This is a genomic window from Candidatus Nealsonbacteria bacterium DGGOD1a (assembly GCA_022530585.1).
In the GTDB taxonomy this organism is placed as follows: Bacteria; Patescibacteriota; Minisyncoccia; order Minisyncoccales; family UBA5738; genus UBA5738.
Genome location: CP092821.1, coordinates 42,220 through 58,501 on the forward strand (window position 1 = coordinate 42,220; position 16,282 = coordinate 58,501).

Here is a 16,282-nt window from a genome sequence, read left to right on the forward strand (position 1 = left end):
GTGATGCTTTGAAGGGGTTGCACCCCGAAAACCCAAATACTTTAAAAGGGGTCGCACCCTTGCGATTACGCAAGGGAACGACCCCCTTGGGAACGGCCCCGAGGGAACGACCATGGAGGAAGTTGCGGTCAGAGGTTTGTGAATTCCTGATTTGAGATTTTGATTTGCCGGACGATCTTTTTTATGATCGGCAATCCGATGTCTCCTCCGTGAGGATTGGGAATAAAAATTTTCTCGCGTTCTCGTTTCATATATTCGTGCCAGCCTCCCGTATGGGGGCCCGAAAAGCCGATTGCTTTCAGCTTTTTAATCAAAATCCGCCGCGGGACGGGGGAAAGATCAGGCATTGGTTTTTGCCGGCTCTCTGAATCCGGGCAAAAAGGTTTTTTCCTGCAAGCTGGTCAAAATGTAATCTTCAATCACTTCGGTTAATTGCTCCCGGGCTTCTTCCACGGAGCCCGCTTGCGCATAGGCGCCGGGCAAATCGTTCGCGCTGGCGCACCAGCTTTTGGTTTCTTGGTCGTATTCATATTCAGCCTTGCGCAGAATATTCTCAATGTATTCGGCGATATACAGTTTCATAGCGCTATTTTTATAATTTGCTTTCATTATAAATTTAAAATGAAATGTGTCAATTCAATCAATGATTTGTAACCCCTCGCCGGTTTTTTGCATTTTAAGGGTCTATCCCTTCTGTAATCGGAAGGGTTAGACCCTTTTATGAAGGGTCCGACCCTTTCAATGGTTATGATCCAAATGCTTTTGAAGGGGTCGCACCTTTCCGAGTATCCCTCGCAAAAGCCTTGGGACAAGCGGAAGTGATGGACCCAAAAATTCCGAATGCTATTAAAGGGGTCGCACCCTTGCGAGTACGCAAGGGAACGACCCCTTGGGAACGACCCCTTCGGGGGTTCTGAACTTGTAATCTTTTTGGAGAGATATTATAGTCAAAGCATGGAAAATATTACCATTGGAAAAAAAGAATTAAAGGAGGCGGTGCGGGAAAGCGTGAAAGAGGTTTTTGAACAAGAATTTGCGAGGCTTCGCGCTTCGTTTTTGCCGTTTGTGTCGCGGGAGGAACAAGATGATATTGAAAAATGTTATGGAAATCCTGCCCGTAAAAGCGTCAAAGATATTGAAGTTGAAATATGAAGTGGCATATCGGCTTTTCCGCGGGTTCCTTGAAGTTCATCAAGAAAAATAATTTGGATGAGGACTTTGCGGTTGAAAAAATACTGCTTGCCTTGCGAAAATTCAAAGGAGAGGACATAAATATTGATATAAAAAGGCTTGGCGGCGAGTGGCAAGGTTTTTACAGAATTCGTTCGGGGCGATTGAGAATTATTGCTGAGTTTTGGTTTGAAAAATGCCGGGCGTATATTGAAAATATTGATTGGCGGGGCAATGTGTATGGCAATTGATTTGCTTTTTTTGAATTGTAAAATCGGCGGATAGGCGCTCGTTAGCCGCTCGCCGGGCCAAAGCAAGCCGCGCGAGATATTTTTGTAAAGGGTCCGACCCTTTCAACCCTTTCAATGGTTATAATCCAAATGCTTTTAAAGGGATAATTTTTTGAATGATATCGGAATATGGCGATTATAAACAAAATCAAGAGAACGGCCCGGGGGTTGCTGCCGGGATTCGCGTTGGGCGGGTATCATTTTTTGCTGGCGCTTGCCGCGGCGGCGCGCTACGGTTTTCCATCGCGCAAATTGAAAGTCATCGGCGTGACCGGCACCAACGGCAAATCGACCACGATTGAGTTTATTTCCGCGATCTTAAAAGAAGCGGGCTATAAGGTCGCGGTTTTGTCATCAATCAAGTTCGAGGTCGGGGAAGACCTGCGGATCAACAAAACCGGCAATACCATGCCGGGACGGTTTGCCGTGCAAAGCATACTGGCGCGGGCGGCCAAAGCCAAATGCGATTACGCGATCTTGGAAGTGACTTCGGAGGGCATCAAACAGCATCGCCACCGCTTTATTGATTTTACCGGCGCGGTATTCACCAATTTAACCCCCGAACACATCGAAAGCCATGGCGGGTTTGATAATTACCGCAAGGCCAAACTTAAACTATTCAAGGCGGCCAAGGGTTTTCACGCGGTCAACTGCGACGACGAAAACGCAAATTATTTTCTCGGGTTTAAAGCAAAACGCAAGTTTGGTTATGGTTTTTGCGGCAGTCAAGGCATCGGCCGCAATGGTGCCGATTACGCGGTGATCTGCGCTCAAGATATTAAAACCGGTTTAAACGGCGCGCGATTTAGCGTTGGGAACGATAAGTTCGAGATAAATCTGGCCGGTGAGTTTAATATCCACAACGCGCTGGCCGCGATCTGTTGCGCGGTTTCCCAGGGAGTGGGGATGGACGCGTGCCAAAGGGCGATTTCCGGAATCAAGATCGTGCCCGGGCGGATGGAAAAAGCCGGCGACTCGCCGCGGGTGTTTGTTGATTTCGCGTTCACTCCAAACGCGCTGGAAAAAGTTTATTCGGCCCTTGAGCGCGATTGCCGGGGGAAAAACGGGAAGCTTGTTTGTTTGCTGGGCGCGTGCGGCGGCGGCCGCGACAAGTGGAAACGGCCGATTTTGGGGCAAATCGCGGCCAAACATTGCGGTGAGATCATTTTGACCAACGAAGACCCTTATGACGAAGATCCGCGAAAAATTATCGATATGGTCAAAGACGGAGCGGTTGGGGCCGGTTTTAAGGGCGATATTCACGAAATTATGGATCGCCGGGAAGCGATCAGAAAAGCGCTTGAATTGACCGGGGCCGACGATGTGGCGATACTCACCGGCAAGGGAAGCATGCCGTGGACTTTTCTCGCCAATGGCGAAAAAATCCCGTGGAACGAAAAAGAAATCGTGGCCGAGGAGCTGGCAAAATTGCGCGAATATCTTGAGTCGCGAAACCATTGAATTCAAATACTCTGGAGACTAAGACCCCAAATACAAAGCGTTTCGCAACGCAAGACAATTTAAAAAGGGTCGGACACCTCAAATTTGGAGGGTCCGACCCTTTTTTAAAATACGAATCGCGAAAAGCGTTTTTTTGTTGGAATTTCCGTTGAAAAAACTTGCAAGAATTCCAATAATTTAACCTTGGTTTACCCTTGACAAATTCGCAGGATTGGAATACAATAGGTGGGTCACGATGAATTTGCGGGTTTTGCGCTTATGGGTCAATTTAAAGGGTAATTTAACAGTTTTCTGCGAAGCGCAAATACCCTAACCGCGGCATAGAAAGGCATCTGTGCGCCAGATTTAATTTATGTGTATTTGCTTGAAGTGTCCCGCGTGGAGCAAAAGTTTGCTCATTTTCACTCTTGGTTTTTCCAGTTTATGGCTGGCCCTCCGGTTCAACGGCGCGTTAGCCATGGAAACAGCCGCGGTTTTGGAACAATCGAACAAAGCCATGGTTTCCGGCAAAGCTCTCGAATTGATTTTTTCCGGAGTAATGATTTCGCAAGCCAATCCGTTGGAACTTAGGAACAACTCGGATGTTTGCTCCAAAGAAAACGGTTTGAGCTTTTCAAAAACCGCGATTCGCAAGATTAGAGTGGTTTTGACGGCTTATTCCAGCACCGAGGCGCAAACCGACAGCACGCCGTTTATCACGGCCAACGGCACCTATGTCCACGATGGAGTGGTTGCCAACAACGGCCTTCCGTTCGGCACCAAGATCCGAATTCCGGAATTGTACGGCAACAAAGAATTTTCGGTGGAGGATCGGATGCATTGGCGCATGGGGGATTACCGGTTTGATATCTGGTTCCCGTCCTATGAACAAGCCAAAAACTTCGGCGTGAGGTACGCCTATGTGGAAGTTCTGGAAAAATAATTTTATCAATAAAAAACCGTCCCGAGTTTATCAAAGGGCGGTTTTTTTGTTTTTGTGCCCGGGGTGGGACTTGAACCCACATGAGTTACCTCGCAACATTTTAAGTGTTGTGCGTGTGCCAATTTCGCCACCCGGGCGATTAAGAATGAGGCCGGTATGAGAATCGCACTCATGTATAACAGTTTTGCAGACTGTCGCCTTACTACTTGGCTAACCGGCCGTATTTCGTTTTTAGAAGTTCTTTTTGTTGGTGTGTTTTTAAAAACATCTCTTGGTTCATTGCTTCGCTTCGCGAATTGAATTCGCGATATTCCAACAATTCCCACGGTTTATATGCTTTTGTTGATTTTACTTTTCCCTGATTGTGCAAGCTTATTCTATTTTGTAAGTTGGCCGTACTTCCGATATAAATGTCATTATTTTTTAAACTTAGCAAAATATAGGTGTAATATTTCATAGCTTTTTGTATGGCTATGTACTGGTTGTGTTGTTGAGAATCGCACTCATGTATAACAGTTTTGTCTGGCTACGCCAGATCTCGCGGAGCGATGACAGACTGTCGCCTTACTACTTGGCTAACCGGCCGTATTTCGTTTTTAGAAGTTCTTTTTGTTGGTGTGTTTTTAAAAACATCTCTTGGTTCATTGCTTCGCTTCGCGAATTGAATTCGCGATATTCCAACAATTCCCACGGTTTATATGCTTTTGTTGCTGTCGCCTTACTACTTGGCTAACCGGCCATAATAATTATAATATCTTGAATTACGAAACGCTTTGTATCCGGGGTCTATCCCTTGCGTAATCGCAAGGGTTAGACCCCTTCAATGGTATTTGAATTTAATTGTTTCGCAATCCAAAGTATAATAGTAAAATTTAATACAAATTCGGCGAAATTTCAATGGTTATCCTCGCGGCCGCTTAAAATTCCAAAACGCGCGGTTATTTATCTTTGGTTTTCAGCCCCTCCAGAATGGTTTCAACTTGCTGGGCTTGCGCCGGGTTGGCGTCGGGCATGAAGATGATTTTCGGCACCGGGCGCATACGCAATTTTTTATTCAGCGCGCTTTGGAAAAACCGGGCGTTTCTTTCCATGCTGGCGACAATCTTCGTCCTTTCGCGGTCGGGGAGCACGCTGACATAAACCTTGGCTTCCTGCAAATTGCCGCTAGCTTTGACTTTGGTTATGGTGATCAGCGTTTCCCGGCTTACGGAAAAATCCCGGGCGATCATTTCGGCCAGAATATCTTGGATCAAGGCTTCAATTTTTTCAATCCGGTGGTCCACTTCAATAAATTTTCAATTTTCAATTTCCGATTTTCATTGAATTTTCAATGAAAATTCTTTGATTAGAAATTTAATAGAAATTATAAATTAGAAATTAGAAATTCTTTTCTTGGGTGTAGAAGACCAAATAGTCGCCTTCCTGAATTTTTTCCTGGCCTTCGTAGAGAATACCCACTTCTTCGCCCTTGCGGGCTTCGGCGATATCTTTTTTATTTTTTTGCAGATTGATCAACCGGCCCTGTCCGACCGAAGATTCGCCCCGGAAAACCTCGATCTTGACGCTTTTTTTCACTTCGCCTTCGACAATTTTACCGCCCACGATCTGGCGGCTTTTTTCCGCCCAGAAGCTCAACAAAACCTTCAATTTGCCGATGTCCTTGCGTTCAATTTGCGGCACCTTCATTCTTTCCATATACGCGCGCAGCCATTCGATCATCTCGTAGATTATTTCAAAGTTCATCACCCTGATTTTCTCCCGCTCGGCCATTATTTTGGCGTCATTGCCGGTTTTCACTTTGAAGCCGATGATAACCGCGCCGCTTGAACGCGCCATTTTTACATCATTGAGATTTATCTCGCCCGCGCCGGTGCTTAATATGTCAAAAGCGGTTTCGGTTTGGGGGATTTGGCCGATGGTTTCTTTCAACACCTCCAGCGATCCCAGAACATCGGCCTTGAGCACGATGTTGATGATTTTTTGCCCTTCTTTTTTTGCGGCCGGAATTTTATCCGCCGCGGCCTTCGCGATCCGGCCAAGCTCGGTTTTAACGAAGTTTTGCGCCGCTTCCATATCGGCCATCGCCTGAAAGGATTCGCCGATCACGGGTACGGTTTCAAACCCGATCGCCATTGCCGGCTGAGAGGGGAAGAGGGTGTCAATTTTTTTGCCGCGCGAATCCTCAAGGCTTTTTATTTTTCCAAAAGCGGTCGCGGTGGCGATAACCGTTCCCGGTTTTAAAACGCCGTCCTGAAGCAGGATGCTGGCGCTGGGGCCGCGGCGATGATCAAGCGAAGATTCGATAATTATGCCGCGGGCGGGTGAGTCCGGATCGGCCTGCAGGTTTTCCATCTCGGCGACCAAGATTACCATTTCCAACAGTTCATCGATGCCTTTGCCCGATTTGGCCGAAACTCCGATCGCGGGAACGCCGCCGCCCCAGTCTTCGACCGTGATGTCTTCTTTTTGCAATTCGCGCTTGACTTTTTCCGGGTTGGCTCCGGGGAGGTCGATTTTATTCATCGCCACGATCATCGGAATAGAGGCTTTTTTGATGGCGGCGATCGCTTCTTTGGTTTGGGGTTTCAGCCCTTCTTCGGCCGCGACCACGAGAATCGCGATATCCGCGATTCTCGATCCGCGCAAGCGCATTTGTGAAAACGCCTCGTGGCCGGGGGTGTCGATGAAGGTGATTTTTTTTCCTTTGAAATCCGCCACCGACGCGCCGATGTGCTGGGTGATGCCGCCGGATTCTTTGTCGGCCACGCGAGTCTCGCGGATGTAATCCAAAATCGAGGTCTTGCCGTGATCGACATGGCCCATAACCACTACCACGGGCGGGCGAGTTATCAAGTTGGTTTTAGTTTTGGGAGTCATTAAAATAATTTTCAATTGCCAATTTTCAATTTCCAATAAATGTTTCAAATTCCAATGTTTCAAATAAAATACAAACAAGTATCCCGTTTGGCTCATTGATGGTTTGAAAATTCAATGAAAATTAGAAATTGAAAATTGAAAATTTGTTATTTTTGTTTCTGTGCGATTTCGATGGCTTGTTTTTCCTCTTCGGTGAGTTTGAATTCGGAAGTTCCCTGTTTGATCGGTTTGCCGTAGACGCGGTTGGCTTCGCGCGAGAACAGGCTGGTGACGACCGCGCCATTGTCGTTGCCGTCGAGTATGGCCAGCGAAAAGCTTTGATTGCCCCCAAAGCCTTCGAAAGGGTTGAATCTTACCATCCCGATTTTGTTCACATTGGCCACGCTGTCTTTCTTCAAGGTTTCCATTTCCATCTTGACCTGTTTATATTCTTCTTTCAGGCTTTTGAATTGCGCCAAAATTTCATCAATATTTTGCGGCTCTTGAGTTTGTTTTTTGGAGAAAAGTGACATGGTAATTCGTAATGCAATGCGCGCTTAGCGCGCTGTTTTAATCCTTCAAAGAGGCGGGACGCTTAGCGTCCCAATTGCAACCGCTTGGCGTTGCGGTGGGAGGAGGAGTCGAACCTCCGATACCCTTGCGGGCATAACGGTTTTCGAAACCGTCCCATTCGGCCACTCTGGCATCCCACCAACCCGCCAGAGGCGGGGAAGTTCTAAGCACAAATATCGAAATCCGAAACAAAATACAAAAATCAAAATAAAAAAACAACCGATTGCGAAATGGGCAACAGGTTATTCATAGCATTTTTAAAGCCGGAAAGCAATTCCAACGGTTGCGATCGCTCGCCGGGATGCGTGGAGAGCCTGTCTCTCGCGTTAACGGAAATCCTGTTTTCGGCGAAACGCCATCGGCCGCCGCGCAACAAAAAATCGGGGTTGTCCCGAAAATTGTTTTACCGGTGGGCGATAAGGGACTCGAACCCCTGGCCTACTCAGTGTAAATGAGTCGCTCTACCAGCTGAGCTAATCGCCCGAAAATGCGGTAATTTGCGCGTGCAATTTGTAGTTTGAGAAAATTTTCCGGTGAAAATTTTGTGCCCGGGGCGAGACTTGAACTCGCACGGGGTTGAGCCCACTAGCACCTCAAGCTAGCTCGTATACCAATTTCGACACCCGGGCAAATCCCGTTTTAGCGGGATGGCTGATAGTTCGCGGTCACTGCTTCGCGCAAAACCGATTTAAAGCAAGAAGCTTTTTAGGCTTCTTGCTTTGATTCCTTGGCGGGTTTGGTTTCCGCGCGCTTTATGCGGGATCTTTTGCCTTTGGCGGTGCGCATATAATAAATTTTGGCGCGGCGGACTTTGCCGATCTTGATCACCTCAATCTTGTCGATGATCGGCGAGTGGAGCGGGAATATCTTTTCCACGCCCACGCCCGAAGCGATTTTGCGCACCGTGATGGCCGCGCCGGTTTCGTTTCCGTGTTTGCGGCACATTACCAGGCCTTCGAACATTTGGATTTTATCCTTATCCTTGTCTTTATATTTTTGGTAGACGCGCACCGTGTCTCCCGCTTTTATCACCGGCAAATTTTGCGATTTGCCGAGTTGTGCGAATTCTGCGATTTGCTTTTCCATAATGTTGTTTGTTCTAAAATTGGATTTTGGTCTGACAAGTGATTACTTTAAACTAAAATTGCTTAAAAGTCAAAGGGTGGGCAGTACAGGATTTGAACCTGTGACCCCTACTATGTCAAAGTAGTGCGCTACCCCTGCGCCAACTGCCCGTATTGATTTTATCTGTGCGCGTGGATGGATTCGAACCATCTACCTATGACTTATAAGGTCATTGCTCTAACCGAGTGAGCTACACGCGCGTAGCAACCGGTGGGGCGATTGCTTATTTTTTTACAATTCCGATAAGTGTTTCGTATTCTTCTTTTTCGATGGTTTCTTTTTCGATCAGTTTTTGAGCGATTTTTTCCAGAATATCGCGCTTTTCCGCCAGGGTCTTTCGCGCCAACTCCTGGCTTTCGTTGATTATTTTGGCCACTTCTTCGTCAATCTTGGCCGCCACCTGTTCGGAATAATTGCGCTGGCCTTCGAATTCCCGGCCCAGAAACGCCAATTCTTCTTTTTCGCCGAAAACAATCGATCCCAGCGGCGACATCCCGTATTCTTTTACCATTTTTCGGGCGATTTTTGAAGCGACTTTCAAGTCATTGGACGCGCCCGTCGATGATTGCCCGAAAATTATGATTTCGGCGGTCAAACCGCCCAAAAGCATGGCGATTTCGGCGATAAAATCATTTTTGGTGCGCAATTTCTTTTCTTCGGTCGGAGTTTTTAAAGTGTAGCCGGCGGCCATTCCGCGCGAAATGATGGAAATTTTGCGCACCGGTTCGGCTCCGGGCAGGGAAGATGAAACCAGCGCGTGGCCGGATTCGTGGTACGCGGCGATTTTTTTCTCGTCTTTTGAAAGCAAATGGCTTCTTTTTTCCGGTCCCAGCATCACTTTTTCGATCGATTCCAGGAATTCGGTTTGGAATATTTCGGTTTTGTCGCGCTTTGCCGCCAGCAAGGCCGCTTCATTAACCACATTGGCCAGGTCCGCGCCGGAAAAACCCGGAGTGCGTTCGGCAACCTCGCGCAGTTTGACATCTTTGGCCAAAGGCTTTTGGCGGCAGTGGATATTTAAAACCGCTTCGCGGTCGTTGGCGTCGGGCAGGTCCAAAACGATGCGGCGGTCAAACCGTCCGGGGCGCAATAACGCCGGATCCAGATATTCGGGCCGGTTGGTGGCGCCCATAACAATAATGCCTTCGCCGCTTTCGATGCCGTCCATTTCCGCCAATATCTGGTTTAAAGTTTGTTCGCGTTCTTCGTGCCCGCCGGTCAAACCCACGCCGCGCACTTTGCCGATGGAGTCGATTTCGTCGATGAAAATGATCGCTCGTTTTACTTTGTGCGCTTGTTCAAACAAGCTGCGCACGCGGCTGGCGCCCACGCCCACGAAAAGTTCGATGAATTCCGAACCGGAAATCGAGAAGAACGGCACATTGGCTTCATTGGCGATGGCTTTGGCCAGCAAGGTTTTGCCGGTGCCGGGCAATCCCATCAATAAAACTCCGCGCGGGATTTTCGCGCCCATTTTCAGATATTTTTCCGGGTTTTTCAAAAAGTCGATGATTTCGTTCAATTCTTCTTTGGCCTCTTTCAATCCGGCGACATCGTTGAAGGTGGTTTTTTCTTTCGGGTTGCCGCCGCCCAGTATTCTGGTTTTGGCTTTGGTGAAATCAAAAGCCTGCATGGCGTTGCCTTTTGCCTGGCGGAATATCAGCATCAGGATAATGACAAAAACCAGCAGGGGCAGAACGCTGCCCAATAAAAGCGGAGCCAGCCATGTCCAAATACTTGTATCTTGTTTTGATTCAAAGTTTATCTTTTCCAGGCTTGCTTTGTCGGCGCCCAGATTAACCAAGGTTTGCGAGAGCGAGGAATCGATTTCTTTTTCCGCGGTCGCCGGGGGAGTGTCGTCGTTGTAGGTTATCGCCAGGGTATTGTCGGTAACCGCGACATCTTTCACTTTTGACTGGTTGATGTCCAAAACCAATTGGGAAAGGGATATTTGTTTGGGGTCTTCGGTTTTCGGCGAAGACAACGAAAACAGCCCGGCGATAAGCGCCAGAAACACGACTACGAGCGCGAAATTTTTGAAGAAACCAGTCATTGGAAATTCGATATTCGGATTTTATTTTTCTCCGTTTTCTTCTTTCAAGGAGAGGAACACTTTGCCGTTGCTGATTTCGATGATCTTGGCTTTGGTTTTGCCGCCGATCTTGAAGTTTTCCGAGAGATTCTGGGCGAGTTTTTCCGGAATTTGCGCCACCGGAATCAGGCCTTCGATGTTTTCCGCGCCGAAACGCACAAAGATGCCGAATTCCATCACGCCGGTGACATCGCCTTCGATTTCCTGGCCGATTTGGTATTTCTTCAGTCGTTCTTCGCGCATTTCGATCTCGGCCATTTTTTCCGACAGGATAATCTCGCCGGTTTTGGGTTTGAGGTTTAAAATCCGCACCGAAAGGTCGGTACCCACGAATTTTTGAAGTTCTTTCAATATCTTGTCCGGATCGCCGCCCATAACTTTGGGGTAATGCGCGCTGGCCAGCTGGGATACGGGCAAAAACGCCGGCAGTCCGGCAACTTTGGCGATCAAACCGCCTTTGTTGGCGCCCATGATCTTGATTGTGACCGGAGTGCGGTTTTCCAAGCTGTCTTTCAATTCGTCCCAAACCAATTTGCGCGTGGCGCCGCTGACCGATAATTCAATGTATCCGTCTTCGTTTTCCAGGCTGGAAATCTTTGCCGAAATGGAATCGCCTTCGTTGATATCCTTCAGGCGGTCTTTGATTTCGTAAAATTCCTTGCCGTAAACGATGCCGGTGCCGATCGCGCCCAAGTCCACGAAAAGGGACGAACGCTCCTGGACGATAACCGTTCCTTTAACAATTTCTCCGACCTTCGGAGGATTAATTGAAGCAACAGGAGCGATGCTGCTTTTAGGTGTTTCTTTTGTCATAATTGAAACTCTACAACAAATCCCTTTATTTTTCAAGAGGCTGTATTGTAGGGTTTGTTGCCGAATTGGCTTCAACCGCAATTTCCATTTTTCGGCGGCAAAGAATTCATCATTCGTTGCCGGATTTAGCTTAAATATGCCTCCTCATTCTTCATTCTTTTCGCTCGAAAACTGAAAATTTCGTTCTGAAGCTAATTCGGCAACAGACCCTTGTAAAGCGCCTTGTTTGGCAATCGTCTAAAAATCGTATATAATGAGTATATATTTAATTATGATATTTCATGTTTAACCCAAAATATAATATTTCGCCCAAGCTTTTGGAGGATATCAAGCGGATTTCCGTTCTTGTGGCGCAACTTAACGGCCGCCATTTTTCGCAAGCGGTGCGGGCAAAGTTTGAGCAAATTGCCCGGGAAGTGTCGGCGCACGCGTCAACCAGCATTGAAGGCAATCCGTTGCCGTTAACCGAAGTGAAAAGAATTTTGAAATCCCGGCCGGAGCATATCCGCGACACCGAAAAGGAAGTGCTTAATTATAATGAAGCTCTTGGCTATATCAACGGAATGTTTTTATCGGGCGGCGCGAGATTTGATTTGAATTTGATTTTAAAGATACAAAAAATCGTTACTAACGGCCTTGCGGTGGATTTTCATTCGGGAAAATTGCGGCAAGGGGCGGTTTTCGTTAATGATCCGATCGCGCGAAAGATGATATATTTGCCGCCCGACCATCAAGATGTTGCCGGTTTGATGGATGATTTGTTGGCGTTTATCAATGGCAACGCGAAAAAAATCGATCCGCTGATTTTGGCCGGCATTTTTCATAAAGCATTCGTTATTATTCATCCATTTATCGATGGCAATGGCCGCACCGCGCGGTTGGCGACAAAAATTTTGCTGGCAAATTTGGGATTGGACACTTTCAATCTTTTCAGTTTCGAAAATTATTACAACGGCAATGTTTCAAGATATTTTCAATTTGTCGGCGAAAAAGGCAATTATTACGACATTAAAGACGCGATTGATTACACTTTGTGGCTGGAATATTTTTGCGATGGGATCATCGATGAATTGATAAGAGTGGGCGATGAATTGCAAACTTCGGCGATTACGCCCGAAAGCATATTGAAGCCGCATCATCAAATTATTTTGAATTACATCAAGCAAAACGGGCACATAACGGATGCGATTTATTCCGGTTTGACGGCCCGGTCAAAACCGTCGCGCATCAACGATTTCAACAAGCTGATCAAGCTCGGCAGGATCGAGCGCGTCGGCAAAAGCCGGTCCACTATTTACAAGTTAAATTAGTCGAAGTATGTTTGGATTCGGAGGCGAAAAGACAATCGCGCTCTTTTTTATAACCAATCCGTATCGCGCGGCAAAGGGTTTTAAATATTGGGGGAATTTGCTACATTTAGATTGTAGCAAAATCATATGGAACAAAATTTTAATCGGCGGGAGGAAAGAATCGTTAAATTTTGGCGGGAGTTTAAAATTTTTGAAAAATCCGTGGCGCGCGCACCCAAGAAACGCCGGGATTTTGTGTTTTACGAAGGGCCGCCCACGGCCAACGCGCGGCCGGGGATACATCATTTGGAAACGCGCGTATTCAAGGATATGGTCTGCCGCTACAAGACCATGGCGGGGTTTCGGGTTGAGCGCCGCGCCGGATGGGACACGCACGGGTTGCCGGTGGAATTGCAGATCGAGAAGAAATTAAATCTTCACAACAAAAAAGAGATTGAACAATACGGCATCAAGGAATTCAACAAACAATGCCGCGATTCGGTTTTTGAGCAGATCAAGGAATGGCGCGCGCTGACCGAGCGCGTCGGTTATTGGCTGGATATGGATAACGCCTATATCACTTACGATTCCAAATATATGGAGTCGGTGTGGTTTATTTTGAAAACCGCTTGGGAAAAGAAATTGATGTTCCAGGATTACAAAGTGGTGCCGTATTGCCCGCGTTGCGGCACGGCGCTTTCCAGCCACGAAGTGGCGCAAGGTTATAAAAAAGTCAAAGAACTTTCCATATTCGTGAAATTCCGGGTGGTCAATCCCGAAATCAAAGACACTTCGCTTTTGGTTTGGACCACCACGCCCTGGACATTGCCGGCCAATGTGGCCGCGGCGGTCAATCCCAAAATGGATTATGTGAAAGCCAAGCCGAAGGATGCCGCCGCCGGATTTTTGATTTTGGCGAAAAGCCGGTTTGGAGTTTTGGGCGAAAATTATGAAATCGTCGAGGAAATGAAGGGCGATAAATTGGCGGGCTTGCGCTATCAGGCGGTTTATCCGGTGCCCGACGAATCGAAAAAAACGATTTACAAAGTGATCGCCGCGAATTTCGTTTCTTTGGAGGACGGTTCGGGAATCGTGCACATCGCGCCGGCGTTCGGCGCCGAGGATATGGAAGCGATCCGTTCGCAGAACAAAAAATTGCGCGCCGAAAATTTGCCGGAGTTTCCGGTGGTGATGAATGTGGGCGAAGACGGCGCGTTTACTTTTGACAGCGCCAAGTGGGCGGGGATGTTTGTCAAAGACGCCGATTCGCCGATCATCAAAGATTTGGAAGAACGCGGATTGCTGTTTAAATCCGAACTTTACGAGCATGATTATCCGTTTTGCTGGCGCTGTAAAACGCCGTTGTTGTATTACGCCAAAAAGAGCTGGTTTATCGAAATGACCAGGCTGCGGGACGATTTGATCAAAAACAACCAAACGATTAACTGGGTGCCGGGCTATCTGAAGGACGGGCGTTTCGGAGAATGGCTGCGCGAAGTCAAGGATTGGGCGATTTCCCGCGACCGTTATTGGGGCACGCCTCTGCCGGCATGGAAGTGCGAATGCGGCCATACTCAAATAATGGGTTCGATTCGCGATCTGCTGGACTGCCGTTATTCAAACAATCGATATATTATTTTTCGGCACGGCCATTCGGCGCGGCAGGTAAAAAAGATTTCCAGTTCGTGGCCCGAGCCCGAACCGCTGCCGCTCACCGAACAGGGGAAAAAGAAAGTCGGCGCCAACGCCAAGAAATTGGCCAAGGGGAAAATCGATCTGATCATTTCTTCGGATTTGCTGCGGGCGAAAGAAACCGCTCAAATAATTTCCCAAGCCACGGGCGCCAAAATCGTTTATGACAAGCGGTTGCGCGAACTCAATGTGGGCGCGTTGAACGGCCAGGACCCGAAACTGTTTTGGGATTTCATCAATGCCGAGCCCGATTGTTTGAATGCCAAACCGCGAAGAGGAGAAAGTTTGATCGCGCTGCGCCGCCGGGTTTATGAATTTATTTCCGATATCGACAAGAAATATGAAAACAAAACCATTGTTTTCGTGTCGCACGAAATGCCCCTGACAATTTTGGAATGGACGCTGGAAGGGATGGAACTGGGAACAATTGTCAACGGCCGCCATTCCGGAAAAATTAAAAAAATCGACACCGGCGCTTTTCGGCCGATCGATTATAAAGAATTGCCCTTTAACGATCGGATGGAACTTGATTTGCATCGGCCTTATATCGATCAAGTGACGCCGATCTGTCCGGAATGCAACGCCAAAATGCGGCGCACGCCCGAAGTGCTTGACTGCTGGCTTGATTCGGGTTCAATGCCTTTCGCGCAGATAGGCTGGCCGCGGGGCAAAAATCAATCAAAAAATAAACCGCCAAAATTATTCCCCGCGGATTTTATTTCCGAAGCGATTGATCAGACGCGCGGCTGGTTTTACACTTTGCTCTCGGTATCCGCGGTTTTGGGATTCGGCGCGTCCTATAAAAATGTGGTTTCGCTGGGGCATGTTTTGGATGAAAAGGGCGAAAAGATGTCCAAATCCAAAGGCAATGTGATCGATCCGCGGGAAATGATCGAGAAATATTGCGCCGACGCGGTGCGCTGGTATTTCTACACGGTTAACGATCCGGGCGATCCAAAACTTTACAACGAAAAAGATTTGGATCAGGCGGTTAAAAAGTTTTTGCTGACATTCTGGAATTGCCATATTTTCCTCCAGACTTACGCGCCCGGGATCAAAGCGCCCAAAACCGTCGCCCCGGCGCATGTGCTGGACCGGTGGATTGTTTCACGGCTGAATGAAACAATAATGCTTGTCGGCGGCCTTCTTGAGAAATACGATATCGCTCCCGCGGCGCGGGCGCTTGAATCGTTTGCGATCAATGATCTGTCGTTGTGGTATGTGAGGCGGTCGCGCCGGCGTTTGCAGCAGCCGGTAAATCCGGCCGAGTTGAAACAGGCGGCCAAGATATTCGCCCATGTGCTGGCGAATTTGGCCAAAATCACCGCGCCGTTTACGCCATTTTTGAGCGAGGAAATCCATCAGAAATTAAGCGGCAATGATTTTGCCAAACCCAAATCGGTGCATTTGGAAGAATGGCCCCAAGTTTCGGAAAAATTAATCGACAAAAACCTTGGCGTACAAATGGCGCGGGTGCGCGAGTTGGTGGCCGCGGCTTTGGCCGAGCGCGCCAAGCGGGGCGTCAAGGTGCGCCAGCCGCTGGCAAAAATGATCGTTGCCGGAAAACCGCTGGATGAAGAATTGATCGGTTTGCTGGCGGGCGAAGTGAATGTGAAAGCAATCGAATTCAATCCGGAATCAAAGACGCCGATGGAATTCGACTGGACGATCACCCCCGCGCTGGAAGAGGAGGGCAATGTGCGGGAAACAATGCGCCAGATACAGGAATTGCGTAAAACCGCCAAGTTTACGCCCGGCGACAAGATCGTCATTTATGTCCAAGCGGAGGGAGAATTGAAGCTCGCGATCGAGAAAAATCAATCAATGATGGCCAAGGAAACCAAAGCCGTCGGGATCGAATTCGGAAAGCCGGCCAAGCCGGCCGCGCAAATCGAAGCCAAGGTCGGCGGCCGGCCGCTATGGATCGGCATTAAAAAATGTTAAACTAAAATAAAGAAATCCAAATATCGAATATCGAATATCGAAATTCAAAACAATA

General features: G+C 47.9%; 15 protein-coding genes and 7 tRNA genes. 6 read left to right on the top strand and 16 right to left on the bottom strand.

Annotated features, from left to right (window positions below; all coding sequences use genetic code 11):
- Nucleotides 1–128 precede the first annotated feature (128 nt).
- Together L7H18_00150 and L7H18_00155 are read right to left on the bottom strand one after the other, a co-directional pair.
- The gene (locus L7H18_00150; protein UMX47951.1) at nucleotides 129–347 is read right to left on the bottom strand and encodes a type II toxin-antitoxin system HicA family toxin; all 219 of its coding nucleotides are present in this window, start codon (nucleotides 345–347) and stop codon (nucleotides 129–131) included.
- A complete protein-coding gene (locus L7H18_00155; GenBank protein ID UMX47952.1) occupies nucleotides 340–582 on the bottom strand; it encodes a DUF1902 domain-containing protein in 243 nt (80 codons plus the stop codon). The genes L7H18_00150 and L7H18_00155 overlap by 8 nt, the downstream gene beginning before the upstream one ends.
- Nucleotides 583–954: 372 nt before the next feature.
- Here L7H18_00155 and L7H18_00160 point away from each other — a divergent pair, with 372 nt between their 5' ends.
- The 4 genes from L7H18_00160 to L7H18_00175 all read left to right on the top strand — a co-directional run bounded on the left by L7H18_00160 (nucleotide 955) and on the right by L7H18_00175 (nucleotide 3,843).
- Nucleotides 955–1,152 carry a hypothetical protein gene (locus tag L7H18_00160; protein ID UMX47953.1) on the top strand — a complete coding sequence of 66 codons (198 nt, stop codon included), beginning with the start codon at nucleotides 955–957 and terminating at the stop codon, nucleotides 1,150–1,152.
- A complete protein-coding gene (locus L7H18_00165) occupies nucleotides 1,149–1,421 on the top strand; it encodes a hypothetical protein (protein UMX47954.1) in 273 nt (90 codons plus the stop codon). Before L7H18_00160 ends, L7H18_00165 begins: the two co-directional genes overlap by 4 nt.
- 168 nt (nucleotides 1,422–1,589) lie before the next feature.
- A complete protein-coding gene (locus L7H18_00170) occupies nucleotides 1,590–2,921 on the top strand; it encodes a UDP-N-acetylmuramoyl-L-alanyl-D-glutamate--2,6-diaminopimelate ligase (protein ID UMX47955.1) in 1,332 nt (443 codons plus the stop codon).
- Nucleotides 2,922–3,273: 352 nt separating this feature from the next.
- The gene (locus tag L7H18_00175; GenBank protein UMX47956.1) at nucleotides 3,274–3,843 is read left to right on the top strand and encodes a 3D domain-containing protein; all 570 of its coding nucleotides are present in this window, start codon (nucleotides 3,274–3,276) and stop codon (nucleotides 3,841–3,843) included.
- A gap of 55 nt (nucleotides 3,844–3,898) precedes the next feature.
- On the opposite strand, the gene L7H18_00180 is transcribed toward L7H18_00175, so the two are convergent.
- The 14 genes from L7H18_00180 to L7H18_00245 all read right to left on the bottom strand — a co-directional run bounded on the left by L7H18_00180 (nucleotide 3,899) and on the right by L7H18_00245 (nucleotide 11,302).
- A tRNA-Leu gene (locus L7H18_00180) sits at nucleotides 3,899–3,980 on the bottom strand.
- A gap of 11 nt (nucleotides 3,981–3,991) precedes the next feature.
- Nucleotides 3,992–4,063: transfer RNA gene (locus L7H18_00185), tRNA-Cys, on the bottom strand.
- Nucleotides 4,046–4,300 carry a GIY-YIG nuclease family protein gene (locus tag L7H18_00190; GenBank protein ID UMX47957.1) on the bottom strand — a complete coding sequence of 85 codons (255 nt, stop codon included), beginning with the start codon at nucleotides 4,298–4,300 and terminating at the stop codon, nucleotides 4,046–4,048. Before L7H18_00190 ends, L7H18_00185 begins: the two co-directional genes overlap by 18 nt.
- Nucleotides 4,301–4,781: 481 nt before the next feature.
- Entirely contained in the window at nucleotides 4,782–5,126 is a 345-nt protein-coding gene (gene rbfA, locus L7H18_00195; GenBank protein ID UMX47958.1) for a 30S ribosome-binding factor RbfA, read from the bottom strand.
- 94 nt (nucleotides 5,127–5,220) lie between these two features.
- Complete coding sequence (gene infB / locus L7H18_00200; protein ID UMX47959.1) at nucleotides 5,221–6,720, bottom strand: translation initiation factor IF-2; 1,500 nt, start codon at nucleotides 6,718–6,720, stop codon at nucleotides 5,221–5,223.
- 146 nt (nucleotides 6,721–6,866) lie between these two features.
- Nucleotides 6,867–7,232, bottom strand: coding sequence for a DUF4446 family protein (locus L7H18_00205; protein UMX47960.1), 366 nt, complete (start codon nucleotides 7,230–7,232; stop codon nucleotides 6,867–6,869).
- Between the two features lie 93 nt (nucleotides 7,233–7,325).
- A tRNA-Ser gene (locus L7H18_00210) sits at nucleotides 7,326–7,412 on the bottom strand.
- A 270-nt stretch (nucleotides 7,413–7,682) separates the two neighbouring features.
- Nucleotides 7,683–7,755: transfer RNA gene (locus L7H18_00215), tRNA-Val, on the bottom strand.
- A gap of 62 nt (nucleotides 7,756–7,817) precedes the next feature.
- Nucleotides 7,818–7,901 (bottom strand) — tRNA-Leu (locus L7H18_00220).
- Nucleotides 7,902–7,977: 76 nt separating this feature from the next.
- Nucleotides 7,978–8,358: a 50S ribosomal protein L19 gene (rplS, locus tag L7H18_00225; protein UMX47961.1), complete on the bottom strand. Its 381-nt coding sequence runs from the start codon at nucleotides 8,356–8,358 to the stop codon at nucleotides 7,978–7,980.
- A gap of 77 nt (nucleotides 8,359–8,435) precedes the next feature.
- Nucleotides 8,436–8,507, bottom strand: a tRNA-Val gene (locus L7H18_00230).
- Nucleotides 8,508–8,523: 16 nt separating this feature from the next.
- Nucleotides 8,524–8,597, bottom strand: a tRNA-Ile gene (locus tag L7H18_00235).
- Between the two features lie 23 nt (nucleotides 8,598–8,620).
- Complete coding sequence (gene ftsH / locus L7H18_00240; GenBank protein ID UMX47962.1) at nucleotides 8,621–10,450, bottom strand: ATP-dependent zinc metalloprotease FtsH; 1,830 nt, start codon at nucleotides 10,448–10,450, stop codon at nucleotides 8,621–8,623.
- A 21-nt stretch (nucleotides 10,451–10,471) separates the two neighbouring features.
- On the bottom strand, nucleotides 10,472–11,302 hold the full coding sequence (locus L7H18_00245; protein UMX47963.1) for a S1 RNA-binding domain-containing protein: 831 nt from the start codon (nucleotides 11,300–11,302) through the stop codon (nucleotides 10,472–10,474).
- Between the two features lie 281 nt (nucleotides 11,303–11,583).
- On the opposite strand from L7H18_00245, the gene L7H18_00250 reads away from it, so the two are divergent.
- Together L7H18_00250 and L7H18_00255 are read left to right on the top strand one after the other, a co-directional pair.
- Complete coding sequence (locus L7H18_00250) at nucleotides 11,584–12,612, top strand: Fic family protein (GenBank protein UMX47964.1); 1,029 nt, start codon at nucleotides 11,584–11,586, stop codon at nucleotides 12,610–12,612.
- 126 nt (nucleotides 12,613–12,738) lie between these two features.
- Nucleotides 12,739–16,227, top strand: coding sequence for a class I tRNA ligase family protein (locus L7H18_00255; GenBank protein UMX47965.1), 3,489 nt, complete (start codon nucleotides 12,739–12,741; stop codon nucleotides 16,225–16,227).
- The last annotated feature ends 55 nt before the right edge of the window (nucleotides 16,228–16,282 follow it).